The organism is Mucilaginibacter sp. PAMC 26640 (assembly GCA_001596135.1).
Lineage (GTDB): Bacteria > Bacteroidota > Bacteroidia > Sphingobacteriales > Sphingobacteriaceae > Mucilaginibacter.
Map to the genome: position 1 here is coordinate 2,081,691 of CP014773.1, position 23,564 is coordinate 2,105,254.

The window sequence follows — 23,564 nt, forward strand, 5'->3', positions numbered from 1 at the left end:
GTAAAAGATTATGGAAATCAAATTGATCGTAGACAAGCCTGACAACATCTCCACGGCGTTGAAAAACGAAGCTATCGATCTGATCGCAAGTGGCGGACAGATCAGATATAACTATGCCAAAGCTGGTTTGCAACGTGCCGGGTTGATCGCGCTTCTTGTGGCGGACGATTTGATTATAGCGACAGCTTGTTTTAAAAACCCAAACGCAAGCTACAGAGACGATATTTTCGATATGGCGATGGTGTCCGATTTAAACAGGTCTTACTCTTATGAGTTAGGTTATATTGTTACCAGAAAAGGTTATGAAGGTCATGGCTCCTGTCAAAAGCTTTTGAAAGAACTATTCCCGCTTATTAGCGGCCATGCTATGTTCGCCACTACCCGAAAACCGGAGATGGTGCATATACTTAAGAAATTGGGGTTCCAACAACAAGGAGGCATCTATAAAGAAAATCTTATTCTGCTTACTTATAAATGATTTTCGATCGCTAAACTTTGATCATCCCTCAAATGAAAAATAATGACGCTCAATTTCAACTGCCTTCAAAGCGAAGGCTCTCTTTTACAGAACGACTCGAATCTTTAGATAGCTGGTTTATTGTTACGGCCAGTGCTGTACTTTATGTCGCTGCCGTGATGATTTTTTCCTGCATTGAATATTCGATCGGCGTAAAAGGGAACTTTAAAGATGAGTTATCCGGCTTTTGGGAATTGGTCTATTTCAATTTCATATCCATATTGACGATTGGTTATGGAGATGTATCACCTTTGGGCTATGTCAGGGTGCTAACGATCATTGAAGCAATCATTGGATTAACGATATACACTTTGAGCATTTCGGTAATCACGCTGAAACTTTTGCTACCTGCCAGACATACGATCGTATTTTCAAAATATGCTTATTATAGCACAGACGATGAGGCGTTTATGATCATTTATCTGAATACGGCTAAACAATTTATCACGAATCTTGAAACAACCTGGTATTTTAAACTGAATGAAGATTGGAAAACCGGTTCACCCAGCCGTGTTCCATTTATAACGAGGTCAGTGCAGACGTTTTATCTTGGGTACGGAATACCGGTCGAACGCTTGGTAGCGCAACTACACTCATATGACTGTCTTCGTGTTGGCTTATCGGGAGATCTTGGAATGACGCGTTATTCGACCTATGTTCAGTATGATCTCGAGGATATCTTAGTAATAGAAAACCGGGACGAGCTAAAGAATTATGAGGGTTTTTATCAGGTCGACGAGCATTGGCAGTCTGATAAGTTTTCCTCTTATTTTCACTACCGGCCGAAAGATGCAGCGACACTTGCTGAAAGGTTAAAGTCGCGTGTCTCCTGATCTAATCATTAGGTAAGCCTGATACGTAATTGCTGTTCGATATAGGCTTCAAATTTTTCTTCTCTGGACTCAAGCTTTGGCGGCACGTCGAATCTTAACAGGTGGACCTGGTCGTTCTCGATCGCCTGAGCGACGATTTCAGCGGTATCTTTGCTGTAATAACATTATATAATACACAGTAAACGATTATAAGGGTGCGGATAATCTGAAGTTTCAGGACCTTGCAGATCATATAATATACCAAACAGGTTTATTAATGCGAATAACATACGGATACGGTCCTGTTTCGTAACCTTATCAAAGATCTTCTCTTCGCGAAGTAATAAACCGAATCCAACGAGATCCGCATAATGCTCCCGCTGATAATTGATATTAGGGTAGTCTGCACTTAACTTTTGTACGTCATCGGCATCTGTTTCCAGGTCGCCGTTAAGGAAATGTGCGATCTCATGATAAGCCAACAGCTTTTCCTGGATCGTCAGAGTCAGAAAATGCGGATAGTCGAGTTGTTTATCCAGGATGATCTGTGGTCCTAAGGGCAGCTTAGTTTCCCTGAAATGCGCATAGGTCTCCACATACATTTCTATCAATTGCTCGCAGCTCACCTGCTGACCGGGGTTTCGTGAGCAGTCCAGTACCATTTCAGGAAAATGGATGGCCAGACTTAACTTTACAAGTTTATGTAAAATAGTGATCAGGGAAGAGCTGATAAAAAGGGCGTAAAACCGCTGGTCAGGGGAACGTCTGATCCTGGCGTACATGCGGCGGTTATCTACAGTTGTATAATAAAACCGCTCAGCAAATACAGCTTTCATATCTTCAGGAAGTGTTGCGCAGAAGTGTATTTTCAAACCATCTAATATGTGCTGATACCTGGTTCTTGTCGGCGTAAAATCAGCATCAAGATCATAGCGCGTGACTTCAGTTGCTCTCCGTAATGCTTACGCAACATCGCCCTTCTTTCTTCCAGATCTTCCGGTTCTGCCGCGTATTCGTATTCTTCTGCTTTGATGAGGTCGGCATATTCTTTTGCGGTATCGTACATATCTTAGTTATTCAACCGCGCAGTGAACAAATGAAGTTCTTCGTAGCTTTCAGCCATATCCCTTCCCATGAGTTGCTCCATAATTGTTCGATCGGTTACTATTTTTTCATCCTCAATAGTAAGGGATCGGTCGCGCCCTAATAACATCTCCCGCTCTGTTTCGCTGGTCTTTGCGCTTTCAAATGGAGCGATATGGGTACCTTCGGGACAGATGATCTTGATAAGTGCTGGCGTTTGGCCCGGATCAAGGGTATTGTAATGGTTTTGAACACACTCGTAATTTTCACCTGTCGACAGATAGGCCGGATAATTTATTTCTTTACCATTTTTAAACTGATCAAGGATCTGTACAGCGGTGACCCGGTAAACGGTTAGTTCATTTGGTAGTTCGTTTTTGCTGATGATTTCGTCAAGAATTGCGGTTGTATGCTGCCACTCATCAGGTAGCGAGCCATTGCGAAGCATAGCATTAAGGTCCGTGGCAAACATCTTTGAATCAAGATACGGATCGTTGCATTTATAGTGATCAAAATAGATCTGTTCTTCAGGCGTGAGGTTATCGTAAAAGTTTTGCATCGTAATAAGTGTTCAAGGTTGATAAAAGTAATGAACCTGTGACTATATCACAAGGATCGTTTCAGGGTTTATTGATTAAACTTAATACGGCCAGATACGGTGCTACTTTGGGCGTAAGTAAAAGCGAGAAACTTCAGGATCTTATCTTACAAAAAAATGGGCCTACCGAAGAGGAATTTGGCCGGCTTTTGGTAACCAAAAACACTTTCCTTAACTACTATCTGAACGCGCCAGTGAGCTACGTAGAACAAGATATCGAACGCATCAAAGGGACATTTCAGCACTTAGATGCTTTTATCGAAAAAGAAACGGTCTGGCCATAAAGGATTGTATCGACTTTTACAAGTTGGTGGTTGCGCTGGAAACAAAATGGATCAACAGACCTGAATAATGATTTGGACTTGAAAAAGTTGCTGAATTTAGTTTGATGACGGAAGGCCAATGATTGAATAAGAAGACACAATAATTAGAGTTACGTCCTTGGAGGTAAAATTTCCATAATGATAAACGTACAAAATTTAAAGTAGTGACGTATAATTAATATAGAGTGATATATTTGTATATCCAATTGAGATTATTTATTTGATTTGAGCGGGTCTTAAGAGAGACCTGTTTTTTAAAACATCGCTTATAAGAAGTGAGAGGCTGATTTTGATTTAAGTTACAAATCCCTCCCTCTCCGCTGAGTAAATCTCAAATTATTAAAACGCCTTAAATGCATTATTTAGGGCGTTTTTTGATTTTAGACAAGCCAAATATTCAATAAATTGCATGATGTTGATGACTTTTGGCTGAACATCGGCATGTCAAAACCGATAAGTCGTCAGGAACATTATATGTTTTTCGATGTAAGAATAGGGATCGTAATTCAGGCCATTCCTATTAGCCTGAATTACGATCCGCTGTTTTTATCAATATCCGGTATTTTGCTTCAAAATAGCTGCCCCACCAGCACTGCTTAGGTCTATTTGCCTTTGCGGTATAGGGTAGTATTCATTTTTGCCAGTTGTAAAATGGCCGCCTCTTACATCCTGAGTAAATTGGCCCTGGTAGGTTATGTAGGCATTAAGCTCCTGCGCAGCTATGCCCCACCTTACTAAGTCAAAAAAGCGGTGGCCTTCTAAAGCCAGCTCAATTTTGCGTTCGTAATAAATAGCCTTTAAGGCTAAATCTTTACTGCTGAAATAGCCGGAAGGATAAACGCTGATTTTGTAATTAGCGGCGGGTGTGGTAGAGAAGCCTGCGGTTGGTTTATCCGGGGTTTTGTATTTGTAAACAAAACCTACTGGTTTTGAAGCCCGGCTGCGAACCATATTTATCAAAGCTAATGCCCTTGTTAAACCACCGGTTTGTGCCTCTGCTTCTGCAGCCATTAACAAAACATCAGAAAAACGGATAATATTATTATTGATTCCCGAGCCTGGTGCCCATGAAAGCATATCGCCTTCGGTATCCTGCGCAGCCTGCCCAAACACCATTTTAATAGGTGAATACGGGCCGGCATAGGGTTGGTTACGTACCCAATCATTACCAGGATGGTTGCCCCAATCAAGGTAAGGGATGCCGCGTCTGCCAGCTGTCCAGTCTAAACGCGGGTCGATGTTACCTGCGTCCGGCGTAAATGATTGTGCCGATGTTAAATTCATATCTGTTTTTATCGGATGATCATTGTAGTTATCCAGGTATGGCAAGCCTGTTGCATCTGTACGGAAGTGATTTACCAGATCGATAGATGGCTGGTAGAAACCGCAGCAACCAAACGGGCTGCCGGTGCCATACGGAAAGTTAAGCATATCGCCGTTGTTGGCATTAGACGGCCCGCCAGGATCGGCGTTAGCAGCAGCCTGTACCGCAAAAACAGATTCGGGGCTGTTGTTGGTCGCAGCCCTAAAGTTATCCTCAAAACGGTCGTTCAATTGATACTTGGCACCAGAGGCAGTTTTGCCCTGAGCGATAACGGTTTCGAACAGATCCCGGGCTTCTGGAAATTTATGCTCAAATAGGTAGGTTTTGGCAAGATAAGCGCCTGCAGCCCCTTTATTAGCGCGGCCTGCATCGGCTTGGTCGCTTTCCATATTCTCATAAGCGAACTTAAAATCTTCCTCAATTTTTGGCCATATATCTGTGTTATTTGGCTGGTTAAAATCAGTAGTGTTTTCATCAATATAGGGCACATTATTAAACATCTTTTTAAGATCAAAGTAATAGTGTGCACGTAAAAAACGGGCCTGACCTAGTAAATTGGCTTTTTCTGTTGCCGAAACGGTGGTTACCTTCCCAATAGTACTTATTAGAACATTAGTACGTGAGATCCCTTCATAATCTGCCTTCCATTTGCTGTTAAAAAATCCGTTGGTGGGGTCACTGTTATACTTTTGGATCAGCTCTATCGGGGTTTGGTCGCCCGGATCACTACCTTTATTAGCATCGCCGCCGGCAACACCACCATAGATCCAATTATCCGGAGATGCTTCCCATGCACCACCGCCGCCGATGGAAGCGTCGCCACCCTGCTGGCCATCAAGTGCCGCATAAGCACCGATCAATAGCTGGTTGACGCCCTCTTTCGATACTAAAAGGGGGTTTTCCAGCGAGCCGGTTAATGGTTTATCTAAATATTTTTTACACGAGCTAAATGCCAGCGCACTGCCCAATATTATTGTGATCAAATTTCTTGTTTTCATCTTTTAATCTTTTACAATTATCAATTGGTTATAATGAAAAATTCACACCTATTAAAAAGGTACGGGGACTTGCGTAAGTACCTTCGTCAATACCAAAATTCAGTACCCCACCGTTTAATTCAGGGTCTGTGCCTGTATAACCGGTTAGGGTGAACAAGTTTGTTGCCGATGCATAAACCCTCAGTTTTTGGATGCCCGACTTTTTTGAAATATTGAAAGTGTAACCAATTTGCGCATTACGGGCACGTACATAAGTACCACTCTCCACAAAATAGGAGTTGGGTGTAGAGCCGCTGCTTACAGAGGCGTCCAGCTCCTGAACAGGCGCTTTGGCATTGTGATTTTCAGGCGTCCAGGAATCATACAATGCTGTTTTGCTTTTCGCTGTCTCAAATGACGAGTAAAAATCTGTCCAGTACTTAACATTATTCCAGATCTTGCCACCAAATGCCCCATACAATAGCATATTAAAATCAAACCGTTTGTAAGTGAAGCCAAGGTTCAAACCCGCTGTAAACTTAGGGTTAGGGTCGCCGATGAAGGTCCTGTCGGAATCGTTTATTACGCCGTCGCCATTAACATCTGTATAGCGGAAACGTCCTGGCTTAACATCTGTTTGGTAAATGGCATCCGGGTTACCGGTAGCTGCCTGTACTTTAGCATTTGCAGCGTCAATCTCTGCCTGCGAGTTCCAGAAACCGGCTGTTTGGTAACCGTAAAACTGGCCTATCGGGTGGCCAACTTCGTTCCGTACCATGTTCAAATCAAAACGGCGCGAAATATCTGAGTAGAAATAGGTGGCGCTGTTTGATACTTTGGTGATCTTGTTATTATAGGTTGTGAAAGACAGCGTGCTATTAAAATTAAAATCGTTGTTTATTTTAAAATTACCGGTTACCGAAACGTCCAAACCATCGGTTTTCATTTTTGCTATGTTAACATAAGGAACAGTACCGTTACCCTCGGTACCTAAATGTTCCGGATTAAATAGCAGGTCATTTATGTCTTTACGGTAATAATCGGCAGTAATGGATAGTTTATCACCAAAAAAGGTAGCATCAAAACCAATATTACTGTTGATATCCTGCTCCCATTTGGCTTCCGGGTTTCCTATGTGTTGCTGATAAAAGCCGGGCTGAATAACTGTACCGCCGCCTATTGGGTAATAGGATTGGCCGATACTGCTGCCATAGGTATTATAAGCATTATCAGGCGTAAGATTTCCCTGGTTACCCATAATACCCCAGCCACCGCGAATCTTTAGATCGGTTAACCACTTCACGTTTTTTAAAAAACTCTCCTGCGATATGCGCCACCCGGCACTTAATGCCGGGAAATAGCCATACTGGTGTTCTTTAGAAAATTGCGAAGAGCCGTCTCTGCGAATAGTGGCGTTGAATAAATATTTATCGTTAAAAACATAATCTAGCCTTGAAAATAAGGAGAAGATGGTGTAAGAGTTATGGTCGCCATAGTTGCTTGAGCCATTTGCGGAACCAGTATTTAGGTTAACATAGTTAGGGTCAAACGTGAAATAGTTCTGCCTGGTTGCTCCAATGTTGCTATTATAACTTTCAAAGGCTTCGCTGCCAACTACTGCTTTAATATCGTGCTTGCCTAATTTTTTATGATAAGTTAGGGTGTTTGTCCAGGTATAATTCCAATTGCTGTAACTGTCTTCTCCATAACCATTGGTCTGGGTATTCTCTTTACTCTCGTAAGTTGGGTAATTAAAGTAATGCGAATTACCGTTGCTAATATCGCCACCAAAAGTACTGCGGAAATTAAAGTCGTTCAGAAAATCGGCCTCGGCATAAACATTACCAAACAGGCGGTAAGCTACATTGCCGTTAACCTTTGACCGCTGTTGTATAGCAACCGGATTATTAGCATCTCCCAGGCCTGAGCCGTAGCTGCCTGCATAATTACCGGCTATATCATATACCGGTATAATGGGCTGCTGCCTGATGGCCATAGTAATAACACCATCGGGATTGTTACCACCAACTTTAGGGTTTTTTGTTACCGAATAAGCCAGGTTTTCGCCCACCCTAACATGTTTATTAAGATTGAAACTGGTATTGGCCCTTAAAGTATAACGTTTTTGATAGGTATCTATCAGTGTACCCTGCTGATTAAAATAATTGGCGGAGATAAGGTAGTTGCCCTGATCGCTGCCTCCGCTCACAGCAATATTATGACTGGTTATTGGCGCACTTTTAAAAATTTCGTGGTACCAGTCTGTACCGGCCTTATTTGCTTTGGTTATGCGGTAAAAGCTGTTAAAATCATCGCCGCTGGTATAGTACGGATTTACATAATATAACGAAGGATCTACAGACGGATTGCCGGCCATGGCACCTGCAGGCACTATATAATCGGGCAAGGTATAGCGCGATGCTGAACCATCCGGGTTATATTGCTCGTCCGTAAAATCTGTAATACCCGAGTTGGTTTGAGCCAAATGTTTCAGATCGGCCATTTCCTGCGGATTCAGCGTGTTCCAAACATTCCCGCTTTTTGGTTTCTGGATACCATAGTAAGCATCATACTGAATGTTTACTTTCCCTTTGCCCCGTTTAGTTGTGATGATAATTACACCGTTAGCAGCCCTTGCCCCGTAGATAGAGGCCGAGCTGGCATCCTTCAGGATCTGGAAGTTTTCAACATCATTTGGGTTCAGTGTGCTTACATCTTGCGTAGGTATACCATCAATAACGTATAATGGTGAGTTGTTACCAAAGTTATTGAAACCTCTTATACGCACTTGCGGCTCTTCGCCCGGCTGGCCCGAGCCAATTACCGTAACACCCGAAGCCTGTCCCTGTAACTGCGAGTTTACTGATGACGATGCTGTTTTGTTCAAATTTTTTACATCAACTACCGATACCGCACCCGTAAGGTCTTTTTTGCGTTGCGTGGTATAACCTACTACCACCACTTCGTTTAGTGATTTAGATTCTTCATTAAGTTTTACGTTGATCACCTGGCGTCCGTTTACTGAAACAGTTTGCGGGCTGAAGCCTACAAAGCTAAATTCAAGCGAGCCGGTGCCATCTGGCAGGGTGATGGCATATTTACCATTTACATCGGTAGTAACGGCAAGTGTACTCCCCTTTAGTTTTACCGTTACTCCTGGTAACGTTTGGCCTGCCATGTCTGTCACTAAGCCGGTAACGCTTAATACGTTTACGGCATTATCGCCTGCGGGCTTTACAATTACCACATTATCCATTATCTGGTAGGTGAGTGCCTGGTTACTAAGAATAATTTTCATGACCTCGTCAATAGTGGCATCTTTAGCAACAACCTCTATTTTTTTATCTTGATTTACCTGGTCAAGGCGGTAAAAAATGCTGTAAGTGCTGCTTTTTTCAATCTGCTTAAACATTTGCTTCACTGTAATGCTGTTCTCATTAAAGTTGAATATCTTTTGAGAGTATACCGCAGCGTGTATTTGCATTATCCCCGCCACAAGCAAAACGGTAACAAGCTTCATAATTTTGAGCGTTTTTCGCCAGACAGCAGGAGCCGTCACAGCTTTTCTGTAAAATTTAATCATAAATTTGCGTTTGTTAATTAGTTAATACAATGCTTCCCCAAGCGTTAGGGTATTAGCTATTAATTGATTTCCAATAAATACACCCGGATTGTTAGCGCAGTCCGGGTTGTTTGTTTTTTATAAAGTTTATCCCATATTGTTTGCTTAAGTTTTTTAGCTGTTTTATTTAGTTTTATCTTTTATGATCGTGATAATTCCCGTACTGGTAGCTGAGTAAGAAATAGGTGTATTTTGTTTGATGATATTCAGTACTCTATCAATACTCTTTACATTTTTAAAATTCCCCGAGTAACGAATTGCACGCAGCGTAGTATCTGCAATGCTGATCTTTACGTTATAACGGCGTTCTAAAACACGCGCTATCTCATCCATCGTGTTACTGTCAAAAACAAGCAGGTTGTCTTTCCAGCCAATATAATTATCCGTCTTATCGGGCGCAAACTCCGTAATTTGAATTTCGTTATACCTTTTTACAGGCATGTTATTAATGCCTGTTAAACCTGGTTCATTATTGGTACCATGGTTCCAGATACGCAGGGTTTGCTTTTGTTTAATGTGCATGCGATTGGTAGCATTAGCTTTTTGCCCCTTATCTTCTATAGATATTTCGCCGTTTACAACCGCTGTTTCAAAGTAGGGATCGTTAGGATATGCCTTTAAATTAAACCGGGTACCAATATCCCTAACGATGTAATTTTTGGTGTGCACTAAAAACGGAATATCCTTTTTGCCGGGGGCAATTTCAAAAAAGCCCTCACCTTCCAGATAAACAGTACGGGTTGTTTTACCAAAATCCGCCCCATATTTAAGTACTGAACCAGAATTTAGCCAAACCACAGAACCATCTGTTAACGTGATTTTGCTTATTTGCCCCGGAACGGCTGCTAGTTGGTTAACAGTGGCTTTAAAAGGGGTGTTATTTTTAAACGGCAATAAGGTTACGATAAGCATCGCAGCCACGCTTAAAGCCACAGCCAACCATATTTTGACGGCCTTTCCTTTAGATGGCTGCAGATTGGTTTTGCTTAAAAATAATTGATAGGCCTTTTTTGTATCTACTATTCCGTGGGGTTTTGTGAGCAAGCTTAATTGCCATGCTTCGTACAACTGGGCAAAGTATTGTTCATTCTCCGGATGAGCATTCACCCAGTTTTTTACAACTTCTTTTTCCTCATCAGTGGTTTGCTTAGTAATATATTTTACCAGCAGCATCTTTATGTATTCTTCTTCCTCCATTTATTAGTGGTATGACAACTCATTGTTAAATTACCCCCAATATTTTTTTACTATTTTATTAAATCAGTTGAATTATATTTGATATTTTAAACATTGGTCAATTAAGTTAACAGATTGATAAAATTGTTTTAATAAATCTTGCAGCCTTTCTGGATTTACCCTAACTTGTTAAAGTTTTTTAAAAAGCCCCTATCTTTAAAGTTTAAGTTTAATGTCAGAGGATAACGAAGTTTTATTAAGTAAGTTGATGAGTGGCGATAAGCAGGCTTACGAATGGCTTTTTAATCGCTATTATGCAAAACTTACTTTTTTTGCCAATCGTTTTGTGAATGACATAGCTATTGCCGAAGAAATAACCGGTGAAGTATTTTTTGTACTTTGGGAAAAGCGCGATCAACTAAAAATAAAATCTTCTATAAGTGCCTATCTGTATGGCATGACAAAAAACAGATGCATCAATTTTTTAAAGCATCAAAAAATAGAAAACCTGTATTTAAATTATTTGCTAAAAAATAATTTGGTGGATACGTGTGCAGCAGATACAGAAGCGGGTTATAATGATAAAGAATTAGCTCAACAAATTCAATTTGCTGTTGATAGCCTGCCCGAAAAGTGCCGGCAGGTATTTATGATGAGTCGTTATGAGGATATGAAGTATCGTGATATAGCTGCAAAGCTGAGTATATCGTCTAAAACAGTGGAGAGACATATGAGTATTGCGTTGGAACGACTGCGAAAAATATTGAAATACGTTTCTTATGTTATTTAGCATACAAGTTATGGAACCTGGCTTGCATGTATTTTAAGAATGTAATATGTTGATTTATTAGAACTGGAATTACAAATTTGTTCCATCTCCCCCCGGCAGTTTCGATAACAAACAATTTTTTGTTTTGCCACTTAGTTCCCAATTGAAAAATCATACCATAGTGCGACATAAATCAAAATCTGCTACCCCGGCCGAATTTGAACAGTTTGTATCAGATGTTAGAAGAAGTGAAGCCTCCCAGGACGAATTTGAACCATGTACTCGTTGGCGGTGAAGCTTCTATCAATCTTCACTTTTACGAAAAATTAATTTTTACTTACTGTTTTTTGCCAACATTGCCCATTTTTCGCAATTTAATTGCTTGTAGTAATAGCAGTATAACGGTAAATAAAAATAATTAAAGTAATAGGAAATCTTAACTAAGACATACATATTTGTAGCAACAATAGTGAATAACAATTTCAATTGTTTTTCCGCTGTCCAATTAACTTTGTAAGCTTAATTATAAAACCATATTCCTGATTAATTTATTTAACCAAATGCTTTCTAATCTGCATAATTAGGGGTTAATCTAGTCGGTTATTTCCAAATATGCAATATCCTGATCAGCATACGTACATACATATATACATATAAACCAATCCACCAATTATGCAATTTAAACACTTACTTTTATTATGTTTCTTTGCTTTAACCTGTCTCTTTGTTCAGCCTGTTTTGGCACAGAACAAAGTTATTACGGGAAAAGTAACTGATGCAAAAGATGGCTCCACGCTACCTGGCGTATCTGTAGTTGTTAAAGGTTCAACTACCGGCACAAATACCGATGCCAATGGCCAATTTAAATTATCAGTGCCCGAAACTGGTGCTACTTTAGTATTCTCTTTTATTGGGTATACCTCGCAGGAACTTGCCGCTACAGGCGCAGCTTTAAATGTTGCCCTGCAATCATCGTCCACAACGCTTAGCGAGGTAGTCGTGGTAAGCGTAGGGTATGGCTCTCAACGTAAAAAAGACGTTACCGGCGCGGTTGGAAGCATTAGCTCAAAAGATTTCAACCAGGGTGCTATTGTTAACCCATTGTCGCAAATACAAGGTAAAGTTGCGGGGGTAAATATTACACAACAGGGTGGTAACCCAAACAGTGAAGATGCCGGTATTTCCATACGCGGGCAAACTTCAATCACCGGGAACCAATCTCCATTATTTGTAATTGATGGTGTTGCCACAACAGGGAACTCTCAATTTCAAAATCTTTCTCCTGCTGATATAGAATCATACGATGTTTTAAAAGATGCATCTGCAACTTCTATCTACGGTTCACGTGGTGCAAATGGGGTAATATTGGTTACTACGAAAAAAGGCCGCCAGGGCCGTGCACAAATTGAGTACACTGGCTTTGTAGGGATTTCTAACCAGGCAAAATATTACGACCTGTTAAACGCATCGCAATACTCGCAAGCGATCAGGCAAATTGACGGCGTTAACCCGGCAACCTACGAAAAAGGCGGCAATGTAGACTGGCAGCGCGCTATTTCACGTACCGCTCTTACGCATAACAATAATATTGCGGTATCTGGCGGGGCAGCCGGGTTTAGCTACCGGGGTTCTGTAAATTATTCTTTACAAGATGGTACCATTATTAATAACGGCAGAAAACAGCTAGGTTTTAGGTTCAATGCAGATCAAAAAGCACTTAATGACAAATTAGTATTGTCGTTAAATCTGTCAAATACCACCATATACCGTGATCGGCTTACCGATGGTGCGCCGCTTAACCGTTATATTTTTAACGCTCCACCAACTTATCCAATCAGAAACGCCGATGGTTCATATAATACCTTCACAGATTTTGACCTGGCAAACCCGCTGTTGCACTTGCTTGAAACTACCAGCACTGCTACCACTTATCAAACATTAGGTAACTTTTCTGTAAACTATAATTTGCTTCCATCACTAAAGATTGGTGGTACCGGCGTATTGATACATGATAATACCCTGAGCCATTATTTCCAGCCAGCATTTCCGGGCGAAGGGAATTTAAACACAGCAACGCAACGAAGTGATAACAACAACTCGTACCAAAGTAATGCTCACATTGATTACAATGAGTCGTTCGGTAAACACAACATATCAGCAACTGCTGTATATGAGTATAACGATTTTTACACTGAATATTTCTCCGCACAAGGCTATAACTACCTGGTTCCAGAAAATTTAGACAACGTTTTACAAGGAGGCGACGCATCCAGAAATCAAATTAATTCGGGGAAGGATAACTACAAGATCATCTCTTTTCTTGCCCGTTTAAATTACAATTACAATAACAGGATTTATTTGACCGCTTCGGTACGTCGTGATGGTTCTGATAAATTTGGACCAGATCGTCATTATGGTACTTTTCCGGCGGTGAGCGTTGCTTATCGTTTGAAATCAGATCTGTTAAAAAATGTTAGCTGGATAGATGATATGAAGATCCGTGCAGGTTACGGTGTAGTGGGTAACTCAAGTGCCTTGAACCCTTACCAAAACCTTACGCTTTATGGTGCCGGACAAAAATATTTTGACGGAAGTAATTCATCTTTCCCATACCCAAGCAGCTATACTTATATACAAAATGCAAATCGCGATTTGCAATGGGAAGAACGTAAAGGTAGAAACGTAGGTATTGATTTCTCTTTATTTAACAACCGTTTATCGGGTGATATCAACTATTACAATGATAAAACCGATAAAATGATCTATAACTATGGTGTACCTACTCCGCCATTTTTCGTGAATACGATATTTGCAAACGTAGGTTCATTAACGAACAAGGGTTTAGAAGTTGCGCTTACAGGGCAGGTTGTAAAAAGTTCAAACTTCAACTGGAGTGTAAACGGGCAGATCACCTTCAATAAAACGAAGATTACCAGCCTTTCCGGAACTTACAACGGCTTCACTTTAGCATCAGACCAAATCATTACGGCTAGCGCTTCCGGCCGTGGTTTAAGCTCAAGCCAGTTAACCTATCTAAAGCCGGGTTACCCGATTGATGTGTTTTATCTAAATCATTTTGAAGGCATTGATGCCGACGGAAATACTATTTTAAGTGAGGATAAACGTTATATCGATCCAAACCCTAAGTTTAATTACGGTATAGGTAACACTTTTGCCTATAAAAACTGGAGTTTTAACTTTTTCTTCAGAGGTGTATACGGACAGAAAATATTTAACAATCCACGACTTATTTTCACTACACTTTCAAGATTACCGGGCAACAACGTAACGGTTGAAGCACTCACAAGCGGCAATAAAGATGTTCGTATTTCTGACAAATTCTTAGAAAATGCATCCTACCTGCGTTTAGATAACGCTTCTTTAGGTTATACCTTTAAAAATATCAAAGGCCTGTCTAACCTGCGGGTTTATTTAGCGGGTAACAACATTTTTGTTATTACCAAATACAAAGGTTTAGATCCGGAATTTGCGCCGAACTCTCATTACGTAGATGGTGGTACCAGCAATAGTACAGGTACAATACAATCATACCCTAAATCAAGAGCGTTTACGCTTGGAGCCAATGTGTCGTTCAAATAACATTACAGAATTAGAATATTAAAAACATGAGAAAGAAATTAATATATATATTACCGGCTTTGTGTGCTGCAGCAGCAATAATTAGTGGCTGTACAAAACTGGATAGCCAAGTTTATAACCAGGTACAACCCGGAGATTTTTTTAAGACTCCGCAGCAGACCAGTGCATTTCTGGCGCAGGCATACACGCCCATGACCAACATTCCCGCTAATGCTGTATTCCAGAACAACGAAGCATCATCAGACGAAATGATTGTGCCAACCAGGGGAAATGACTGGTATGACGGCGGTAAGTGGCAGTCGATCTGGTTGCACACCTTTCTGTTCGATATCGATAACATCAATAATGCCTGGAATGATATAAGCAGCGGCATTGGAAAAAGCAACTTAGTTTTAACCACGCTTGCAACACTGCCAGAATCAAATAAACCAGCTAATGCTGCGCAGGTAACTGCGGAAATAAAGGTATTAAGGGCCTATTACTATTTCATGTTTATGGATATGTTTGGTAATGTGCCTTTAGTTACAGATTTTAACCAGGATCCTACTACCATTGTACAATCTTCCAGAAAAGATACTTATGCTTTCCTTTTAAAAGAGGTTGAAGATAATGTCGAATTACTTTCTGATAAATCAGCAGCTAGCTATGGCCGCATGACCAAATGGGGCGGCTACATGCTTTTGTCTAAATTGTATCTTAACGCTCAGGTTTATACAGGCGTACCACAATGGCAAAAAGCTGCCGATGCAGCTGATAAGGTGATTAAATCAGGTAAGTATAGTTTGGCTCCAGATGTATTGTCAAACTTTGTTGTAGTGAACGAGGGCTCGCCTGAAAATATTTTTGTTGTCCCTTTTGATAACATCAATATTCCCGGGAATGGTATCGTAACTTCTACATTGAACTACAACAATATTTTCACCTATAATTTAACCGGCAGGCCCAACAACGGATTTTGTGCGCCAACCGCTTTTTATAACAGCTTTACCGATGGTGATGACAGGAAGAAAATGTGGGCTGTTGGCCAGCAATTTAGTTCTGCAGGTGCACCACTAACAGACGACGCCACAAAATTACCGGTAATTTTAAACCCTAATTTTACGGATTTAAGCAATGCCTCTGATGCATTTAAATTTGTTGGTGCACGTAGTATCAAATATGCGCCGCAGCCGGGTACAAACGGTAACAACAGCAATGATGGTGTTATCTTCAGGTTAGGTGATGCTTATTTAATGCAAGCAGAAGCCTTATTGCGATTAGGTAATGCGGGCGATGCACTTACTTTGGTAAATGCTATCAGGAGCAGGTCTGGTTTAACCACTGCATGGACAACAGCTGATCTTACCTTGCCAAATCTGCTTGCAGAACGTGGCCGTGAAATGGCTTGGGAAGGATGGCGCCGTAATGACCTGATCAGGTTTGAAATTGCCGACAATATCCCATATTTTACCGGTGCAAGGGTACCATCAAAAAGTGCAGATCCTGGTGATAAGCACACGTTGATATTCCCTATTCCACAACAACAATTAATTACCAATATTAAATTGGTTCAAAACCCAGGATACCCTGGTAAATAATATTAATTTACTTTAGTATAACGTGCTGCAATTGAGTTTTGCAGCACGTTTTTGTTTTATATTGCATCCTGATAAATTTAAATGAAAAGATGGCTGATACCTTTGGGGATATTATTTGTGCTGGCGTTAACTGCTTTAATCCCCATAAGGCAAACCTCTCAATTAATCATTAACTCATCATATTATAACGTATATCAAAACCTTGCAACGGCTACAGGTTGGGTCAAATGGTTCCCTTACTTTAAAAGTAACGCAGCCGTTATATCGCGGGATAAAGGCGGATTTAAGATTACAAACGCTTTGTCAGCGGTAGTGTTAAAACAAATTGGTTTGGGCGCTTTCCAAATTGAAGTTACCCTGGGTAATAATATTGTACAATACGATTGTTCTGTAACGGCTAGCGATACAATGGGCGTAGCGAAATTGAATGTGAGCCGCCGCACTGGTTTACTCAAGTATCTTTGGTTGTATGTGAAGGATTTTAATGATGACACATTTGCCTATAATTTAAAAAACTATTTAGAAGATCCCCTCCAATATTATGGCTTTGCAATAAAAAATCAGGTGGTAGAGAATAAGGTTATGATGGTAATTCGGCAAAAAAGTGCTCGTAATAATATTTGTCAAGACAACCTTGCTGCTTTTAGATATCTGCTTAATTTTTCAACCAGCGAGAAATTGAAAATTACCGGTCCGGTAGAACTGCAATACGTCGCTTCTATGAGTGATTCAGCTGAAGTGATGATTGGCTTACCGGTAGCAAAAAAGCTTCCGCAGGCTATACGGATCCAATATATGGACACCTATGGAGGGAAAGTGCTGGTTGGCTATTTTAAAGGGAAATATAAAGACAGGCAAAAATTATATGCTGCTATGAACTTATATTTAGCCGACCATTATCTACACGAACAAACTAAACCTTTGGAGAAATTTAGTAACAACCAACTACCGGATAAAGATGAAAGTACAGTTGATTTGCAAATAATTATTCCATACGTCTGATGGTTATTTTACCTGTTTACAATACTTACTGGGAGATTTAAAAAAGGGGATAGGTGCACAATATTATGCCAATGAAAAAGTACTTAAGAAAAACGCGGGTGGTTTATTTATGTATAATTGCCAGCACATTTTTTTGGTGCGCATGTAAACCTAAAAAGGCTGAACACAGCATTTTTAAAGCCCTTAATACAACGCAAACCCGGGTCAACTTTGTAAATAAAAATACAGAGGGGCCATCATTTAATATTCTTGACTACTTGTATTTTTACAATGGTGCTGGGATGGCATCAGCCGATTTTAATAACGACGGGCTGCAGGATCTCTATTTTGTATCTAACGAAAATGAGAACAAATTATATATCAATAAAGGAGGTCTCAGTTTTGAAGACGTCACTAAAAAGGCGGGCGTTTCAGGTTCAGGCAGCTGGAAAACGGGCGTAACGGTTGTAGATATCAATGGTGACGGACTGAAGGATATCTATATATCTGTAGTGAGCGGCTATAAAGGCTTTAAAGGTAAAAACCAACTTTTCATCAACAATGGTAACCTCACTTTTACAGAATCGGCAGCTAAGTATGGTTTAGACTTTGCCGGCTTTTCTACTCAGGCCTGTTTTTTTGATTACGACAAGGATGGCGACCTGGATATGTTCCTGCTTACCTCATCCGTACATGATAATAACTCTTACGGCGATGCTGCGCAACGCCTGGTTTATGACAAAAACGCAGGCGATCACTTGTTTAGGAACAATGGTGGTAAATTCACCGATGTTACCCAGAGATCCGGGATCTATGCCTCGGTTATCGGCTACGGGCTTGGTGTAAGTGTTGGAGATTTAAATAATGACGGCTGGGATGATATCTATGTAAGTAACGATTTTTTTGAACAGGACTATTATTATATCAACCAAAAGGATGGCACATTTAAAGAAGAGTTGAAGAACGCATTCGGGCATACGAGTTTATATTCCATGGGGAACACCATCAGTGATATCAATAAAGATGGTTACCTTGACGTGTTAAGTACCGATATGTTGCCCGAGGAAATCAAAGCGCTTAAATCTACGGTTAATGACGAATCCCTTGATATTTACAACCAGCAAGTTAACTCAGGGTATTATTATCAGTACACAAAAAATTGCTTGCAGCTTAATGTGGGTAATGGCAAAAAATTTGTAGATATCAGCCTGTATTCGGGTGTATCTGCTACCGACTGGACATGGTCGCCAATAGCACAGGACTTTGATATGGATGGACATAAAGACCTGTTTTTTTCTAATGGCATCAAAAGGCGCCTGAATGACATTGATTATATCAAATATATGAACGGTCAGGATAGCAACACGGGATTTGAAACCAACCGAACGTTTGATCAGACCAAATTAAACCTGATGCCTGCCGGCCAGGTGCACAATTACCTCTATCGTGGTGATGATCAGCTAAAGTTTACAGATATATCAGATGGTAATGATATGACAGCGCCGTCCATGTCATCAGGAAGCATCGCAGTTGATCTGGATAACGATGGCGACCTGGAACTGGTTACCAATAATATGGACGAACCTGCTAGCATTTATCAAAACACTACGATTGAAAACAGCGGGAAACACAAGCCTGCGTTTTTAAATCTGAGTGTAAAATATAGCAAAGGCAACATAGACGGTATTGGTACAAAGCTGTATTTGCGTTCTGCCAAACAGGTAGATCATCAGGAAATCCAAACCAGCACAGCTTACGCAAGCACTCAAAGCAACAGTCTATTGTTTACATTTTCCCCCGGTGACAAACCCCTTGAACTATTAGTTGTTTGGCCGGATAATAGTTATCAGCTCATCAAAAACTTTGATCTGAATAAAAAATCGGTTATTAATTACAATAATGGCAAAACCCAACCAAGTGCTGATTTGGGCAATCTGATCAGCAACTTTATAAAAGATCAGCAGCAGTTAAGCGCTGTAGATGTTAAAGCAACTGTCTTAGCAAATATTCCATCGTTTGACACGCCTGACTTTAACTATTACAACCTTTTACCACATTCCTATTCGCCGCATAACCCTGCCGTTGCCGTTGCGGATGCGAATAAAGACGGTGTGGAAGATATTTATGTAGGGGGCATACCAGGTGAAGAAAAATATATATTGGCGGGCAATAAAGATGGCAAATTCAGCTGGGTAGGAGTGGATGCTTTTGCTGCCGCAAAGGAGCAGGGCGATTTTGAAGCAAAGTGGACTGATGTAAATGGTGATGGCCTGCCGGATTTGGTGGTGATTAGCAGCAACCAGCCGTTTGTAGAAATGGAGAAAGCGGTGCAGCCGCGATTGTATATCAACAAAGGCAATTTTAAGTTTACATATCAACCTCTGCCAAAAATAAACACGCTGGTATCGAATATATTGGCTTATGATTTTGATGGCGACGGATGGAAAGACCTGTTGTTTACCAGCGCCGTAAACTTTAAGGACTACACTAAAGATGCCACATCTGCCATATTAATGAACCACAACGGTGCCTTTGTGCCATCTGCCATCGCAGACTATTCCGCATTGAAAAGCATCCATTATATATCTGATATCGCAACTGCCGATATCGATCATAATGGGGAAGATGATCTAATAATCAGCTCGGAATGGCAACCGGTGCAAATCTTTCTGAAAAAGGGTAAAAAACTTGTTAAATTCTCCTCCCCCTTACTTGACGGGCAAAAGGGCTGGTGGCAGTCGGCTATAGTTACCGATTTAGATGGTGATGGAAAAGCCGACCTGATTGCCGGTAACTGGGGCGAAAACAATAAGTATAACGTGAATAATGCGCAGCCACTGTATGCTTACAATAACGATGTTGACAATAATGGAAAGAATGATTTGTTACTGTCTTATTTCTACAAGGAGCAATACTACCCGTTTAGACCGAAGAACGACCTGGAGCAGGAACTACCTTATTTGAAGAAGGAATTTCTAAGTTTTCAAAAGATGGCCGATAAAACTACTGAGGAGATCTTCAAAGATAGGATCAGTGATAAAGGCCGCCTGGAAGCCAATCAGTTCAGCAGCATTTTTATAACCGATGTATTGAACGCCAAAAAATTCTCCCCGCTGCCATACTTGTATCAACAGGCGCCGATACATTCTATAACACCACTTAACAACGCTGGCGGGGATGTTTTATTAAACGGTAATTTTTGGGGTGTTGTACCATACGAAGGTAAATATGACGCGTTGGGCTTGGCTACAGCTCATTTTGATAAAAAGACCAAACAACTATCTGCACCCGAATATTGGTTAAACGACCTGCTTAATTCGCAAGAGATAACACACCTCTATCCTTACAAGACATTAACGGGAAATAGCTTTGTGGTGACCACTTATGATGGCCGGCTGATGCTTTTAACCAAGTAAATACCTGTGTTTCTTTTATGCTATTGTGGCGTGCGTATAGCACATAGGCAGCTAATGACTGCTTACAAATATAATTGCACCATTTGTTTCCAATACCTGGGTCGGTGTGCGTAATTATTCCAAATATACATTTCGTGGGCAATGGCTTTATCCCAAAGCAGGTGACTCAGCTGTTGATTATTGCCGATAAAGGGGTCTGTTTCCCCAACCGCTAAAATAATAGTGAGGTTGCGCATAGCAGCTAAAAGTGATTGCTCATGTTGGTTGGCTATGTATTGCTGCGGCATATTAAAATAGATATCCTCATTGTGGTAGCCATCAAACAAGTCTCTAAAGTCCGTAATCTGTTGGGTCAGATCGTACCGGCCACTCATGCCAACGGCTTTTTTGAAGAGCCTGGGATGTTTTAGCGCTAAGTTTACAGCGTGATAAGCGCCCATGCTGCAACCCGCAGATTCCAGATAGCCGGCGGCGTTTTTTTGATGTATTAGGGGAATTACTTCATCCAGAATATACCGCTCGTAGCTTAAGTGGCGCTGAATGCGGCAGAACGGGTGGGTGCAATGGTTGTAAAAACTTTCGGAGTCGATGCTGTCTACACAGTAAAGTTGCAACTCGCCTCCTTCCAGCTTTTGACGCAGCGCATCAACAATTCCCCAGTCCTCATAATCATAAAAGCGGGCCATCCGGGTGGGGAAAAACAAAACGGCCCGGCCGCCATGGCCAAATACCAGCAGCTCCATATCCCGCTGTAGCGCGGGGCTGTACCATTTGTGATATTCCCTGTTCATTTTTTCATTTTAACAGCCCGAAATATCTCTACTGGATGTTACCTCAGGGTAACCGCAGCGTTAACCATTATCGCCTATGGCAGTTTTTACGGCTTCTGTCCATATTTGATACCCGGCAGCGCTTAAATGTAAGCCATCCTCGATATAAAATTTTGGATCTGGCTTGCCATTAATATCCAGCATTTTCGGGAATATATCTATAAAGTGCCAGTTGGCGTTTAAATTTACTATTTCTCTTTCAATAAGCTCGTTAGCGTACTTGAAATTATCTACAATATTCCAGCGCGCAATACTGGGTTTGGCCGAAATGAAGTAGCAGGGGATATCGCCAAAGCGCTGTTTAGCTTTCTGCATTAGTTCTTCAAAAAATAAGCATACTTCTTCAGGGCGGCGGCCATCGCCAAGGTCATTATCTCCGGCATAAACTACCAGCCTTTTAGGTTGGTAGTTGGCCATTACTCTATCAAAAAACCATGTACAGGAAGCGAGGGTGGAGCCACCGAAGCCCAGATTAACCGGGTGGAATTCGGCGAGGTCTTTTTCCAGTGTGTTCCAAACGCGAATCGAAGAGCTGCCGTAAAAAATGGTTTCAGCGGTGTAGTTTTCAGCAAGACTTTTCTCTTCCAGCCTTTTTATATCATCTTCATACCATTGCATAGGGTAGCGGGATCAGTTAAAAATATGGGTTACGGTCGCAAACCTATCAATTCTTTGGGTGCTTTTGTAACCGGATATGTCATTAAAGGTCAAAATATACCAATATCGGGCCAAATTCCAAAAAAAAGCAGGCCGGTACTCCTACCGGCCTGCTCAAACGAAAACGCTAACTCACAAAATCAAAACTTATTTACTTTATCTAACAAACTTATACCTTATAGAGTGTTTGGCCTGCCGATGGTTTAATGATGCCAGCAAAATAGTTGGTTTATACACCGCTAATTTTTAGCTATGTTTGCTGCAAATAAACCGGTTAGGCTATACCGGTATAAAAGCCAGCCCGAGCAGATGCTAAACATCAACGAGATCAAAAAACCCATAGCTGCAGAAATTGATGTTTTTGAGGAGAAGTTTAAAACTTCGATGCAAAGCTCGGTGCCCCTACTTGATCGTATTACCCATTACATTGTAAAGCGCAAGGGCAAGCAGATAAGGCCAATGTTTGTTTTCTTTTCGGCCAGTATTTGCGGCGGTATCAACGAGTCTACCCATCGGGGGGCTGCCCTGGTTGAATTGCTGCATACCGCAACCCTGGTGCATGATGATGTGGTGGATAACTCTTATCAGCGCCGCGGATTTTTCTCTATCAACGCATTATGGAAAAATAAGATAGCCGTTTTGGTGGGCGATTACCTGCTCTCCAAGGGATTACTGCTTTCTATTGATAACGGCGACTTCAAATTGCTAAAAATAGTTTCTGAAGCGGTAAAGCAAATGAGCGAGGGCGAATTGCTGCAGATAGAAAAAGTGCGCCGGATGGACATCAGTGAAACCGTTTACTATGAAGTGATCCGCCAAAAAACGGCATCTTTAATAGCCTCCTGCTGTGCCTGCGGAGGCGCATCTGCAGGTGCCAGCGATGAAGTGGTCGAAAAGATGCGCCTCTTTGGTGAAAAGATCGGTATTGCCTTCCAGATCAAGGATGACATGTTTGATTTCGGTACCGACGATGTGGGCAAGCCCCTTGGCATCGATATCAAAGAAAAAAAGGTTACGCTGCCGCTCATCTACGCACTTAATAATGCCGATAGCAGTGAGAAGAAGCGGATGATAGGGCTGGTGAAAAACCATAACGACGACCCGAAGAAGATTGCGGAGATCATTGATTTTGTAAAGAAAAAAGGCGGACTGGAATACTCCGAGATCCAGATGAAAACGTATACCGATGCCGCTTTTGAGATCCTGAACAGCTTCCCGGCAGGCGATGCCCGAACTGGGCTGGAGCAGTTGGTACGCTTTACTACCGAGCGGAATAAATAATGCCACGCTCACCATTTATAC

At 41.2% G+C, this 23,564-nt stretch carries 18 protein-coding genes; 10 read left to right on the top strand and 8 right to left on the bottom strand.

All coding sequences use genetic code 11. From position 1 onward, the window contains the following. Positions 1–10: 10 nt before the first annotated feature. Positions 11–478 (top strand): hypothetical protein, encoded by a 468-nt coding sequence (locus A0256_08945; protein ID AMR31544.1) that lies wholly within the window; start codon positions 11–13, stop codon positions 476–478. A gap of 32 nt (positions 479–510) precedes the next feature. Next, on the top strand, positions 511–1,350 hold the full coding sequence (locus A0256_08950) for a hypothetical protein (GenBank protein AMR31545.1): 840 nt from the start codon (positions 511–513) through the stop codon (positions 1,348–1,350). A 164-nt stretch (positions 1,351–1,514) separates the two neighbouring features. Here A0256_08950 and A0256_08955 read toward each other — a convergent pair whose 3' ends face one another. From A0256_08955 to A0256_08965, 3 genes are read right to left on the bottom strand one after another with little or no spacing between them, the layout of a single operon-like run. Then, entirely contained in the window at positions 1,515–2,165 is a 651-nt protein-coding gene (locus A0256_08955; GenBank protein ID AMR31546.1) for a hypothetical protein, read from the bottom strand. A 41-nt stretch (positions 2,166–2,206) separates the two neighbouring features. Next, positions 2,207–2,395, bottom strand: coding sequence for a hypothetical protein (locus A0256_08960; protein AMR31547.1), 189 nt, complete (start codon positions 2,393–2,395; stop codon positions 2,207–2,209). A gap of 3 nt (positions 2,396–2,398) precedes the next feature. Then, a complete protein-coding gene (locus A0256_08965) occupies positions 2,399–2,971 on the bottom strand; it encodes a hypothetical protein (protein ID AMR31548.1) in 573 nt (190 codons plus the stop codon). 8 nt (positions 2,972–2,979) lie between these two features. Between A0256_08965 and A0256_08970 the strand changes: the two genes are divergently transcribed. After that, positions 2,980–3,294 carry a hypothetical protein gene (locus A0256_08970; protein ID AMR31549.1) on the top strand — a complete coding sequence of 105 codons (315 nt, stop codon included), beginning with the start codon at positions 2,980–2,982 and terminating at the stop codon, positions 3,292–3,294. A 588-nt stretch (positions 3,295–3,882) separates the two neighbouring features. Here A0256_08970 and A0256_08975 read toward each other — a convergent pair. From A0256_08975 to A0256_08985, 3 genes are all read right to left on the bottom strand, one after another. Next, a complete protein-coding gene (locus tag A0256_08975; GenBank protein AMR31550.1) occupies positions 3,883–5,655 on the bottom strand; it encodes a carbohydrate-binding protein SusD in 1,773 nt (590 codons plus the stop codon). Positions 5,656–5,683: 28 nt separating this feature from the next. Then, positions 5,684–8,932 (bottom strand): SusC/RagA family TonB-linked outer membrane protein, encoded by a 3,249-nt coding sequence (locus A0256_08980; protein AMR34484.1) that lies wholly within the window; start codon positions 8,930–8,932, stop codon positions 5,684–5,686. A 447-nt stretch (positions 8,933–9,379) separates the two neighbouring features. Further along, complete coding sequence (locus A0256_08985; protein AMR31551.1) at positions 9,380–10,453, bottom strand: hypothetical protein; 1,074 nt, start codon at positions 10,451–10,453, stop codon at positions 9,380–9,382. A gap of 211 nt (positions 10,454–10,664) precedes the next feature. Here A0256_08985 and A0256_08990 point away from each other — a divergent pair, with 211 nt between their 5' ends. The 5 genes from A0256_08990 (at position 10,665) to A0256_09010 (ending at position 20,775) form a co-directional block, all read left to right on the top strand. After that, positions 10,665–11,222 (top strand): hypothetical protein, encoded by a 558-nt coding sequence (locus A0256_08990; GenBank protein AMR31552.1) that lies wholly within the window; start codon positions 10,665–10,667, stop codon positions 11,220–11,222. A gap of 717 nt (positions 11,223–11,939) precedes the next feature. After that, positions 11,940–14,801, top strand: a complete 2,862-nt coding sequence (locus A0256_08995) for a hypothetical protein (protein ID AMR31553.1) — start codon at positions 11,940–11,942, stop codon at positions 14,799–14,801. A gap of 26 nt (positions 14,802–14,827) precedes the next feature. Further along, a complete protein-coding gene (locus A0256_09000) occupies positions 14,828–16,378 on the top strand; it encodes a hypothetical protein (GenBank protein AMR31554.1) in 1,551 nt (516 codons plus the stop codon). An 81-nt stretch (positions 16,379–16,459) separates the two neighbouring features. After that, positions 16,460–17,380: a hypothetical protein gene (locus A0256_09005; GenBank protein ID AMR31555.1), complete on the top strand. Its 921-nt coding sequence runs from the start codon at positions 16,460–16,462 to the stop codon at positions 17,378–17,380. Positions 17,381–17,451: 71 nt separating this feature from the next. Then, entirely contained in the window at positions 17,452–20,775 is a 3,324-nt protein-coding gene (locus A0256_09010; protein AMR31556.1) for a hypothetical protein, read from the top strand. 62 nt (positions 20,776–20,837) lie between these two features. Here the strand turns inward: A0256_09010 and A0256_09015 are convergent, their stop codons facing one another. Then, complete coding sequence (locus A0256_09015) at positions 20,838–21,566, bottom strand: esterase (protein AMR31557.1); 729 nt, start codon at positions 21,564–21,566, stop codon at positions 20,838–20,840. A gap of 60 nt (positions 21,567–21,626) precedes the next feature. Continuing rightward, positions 21,627–22,223, bottom strand: a complete 597-nt coding sequence (locus A0256_09020; GenBank protein AMR31558.1) for a GDSL family lipase — start codon at positions 22,221–22,223, stop codon at positions 21,627–21,629. Positions 22,224–22,247: 24 nt separating this feature from the next. On the opposite strand from A0256_09020, the gene A0256_09025 reads away from it, so the two are divergent. Beyond that, complete coding sequence (locus tag A0256_09025; protein ID AMR31559.1) at positions 22,248–22,469, top strand: hypothetical protein; 222 nt, start codon at positions 22,248–22,250, stop codon at positions 22,467–22,469. Between the two features lie 102 nt (positions 22,470–22,571). Beyond that, entirely contained in the window at positions 22,572–23,543 is a 972-nt protein-coding gene (locus tag A0256_09030; GenBank protein ID AMR34485.1) for a polyprenyl synthetase, read from the top strand. Positions 23,544–23,564: the final 21 nt, after the last annotated feature.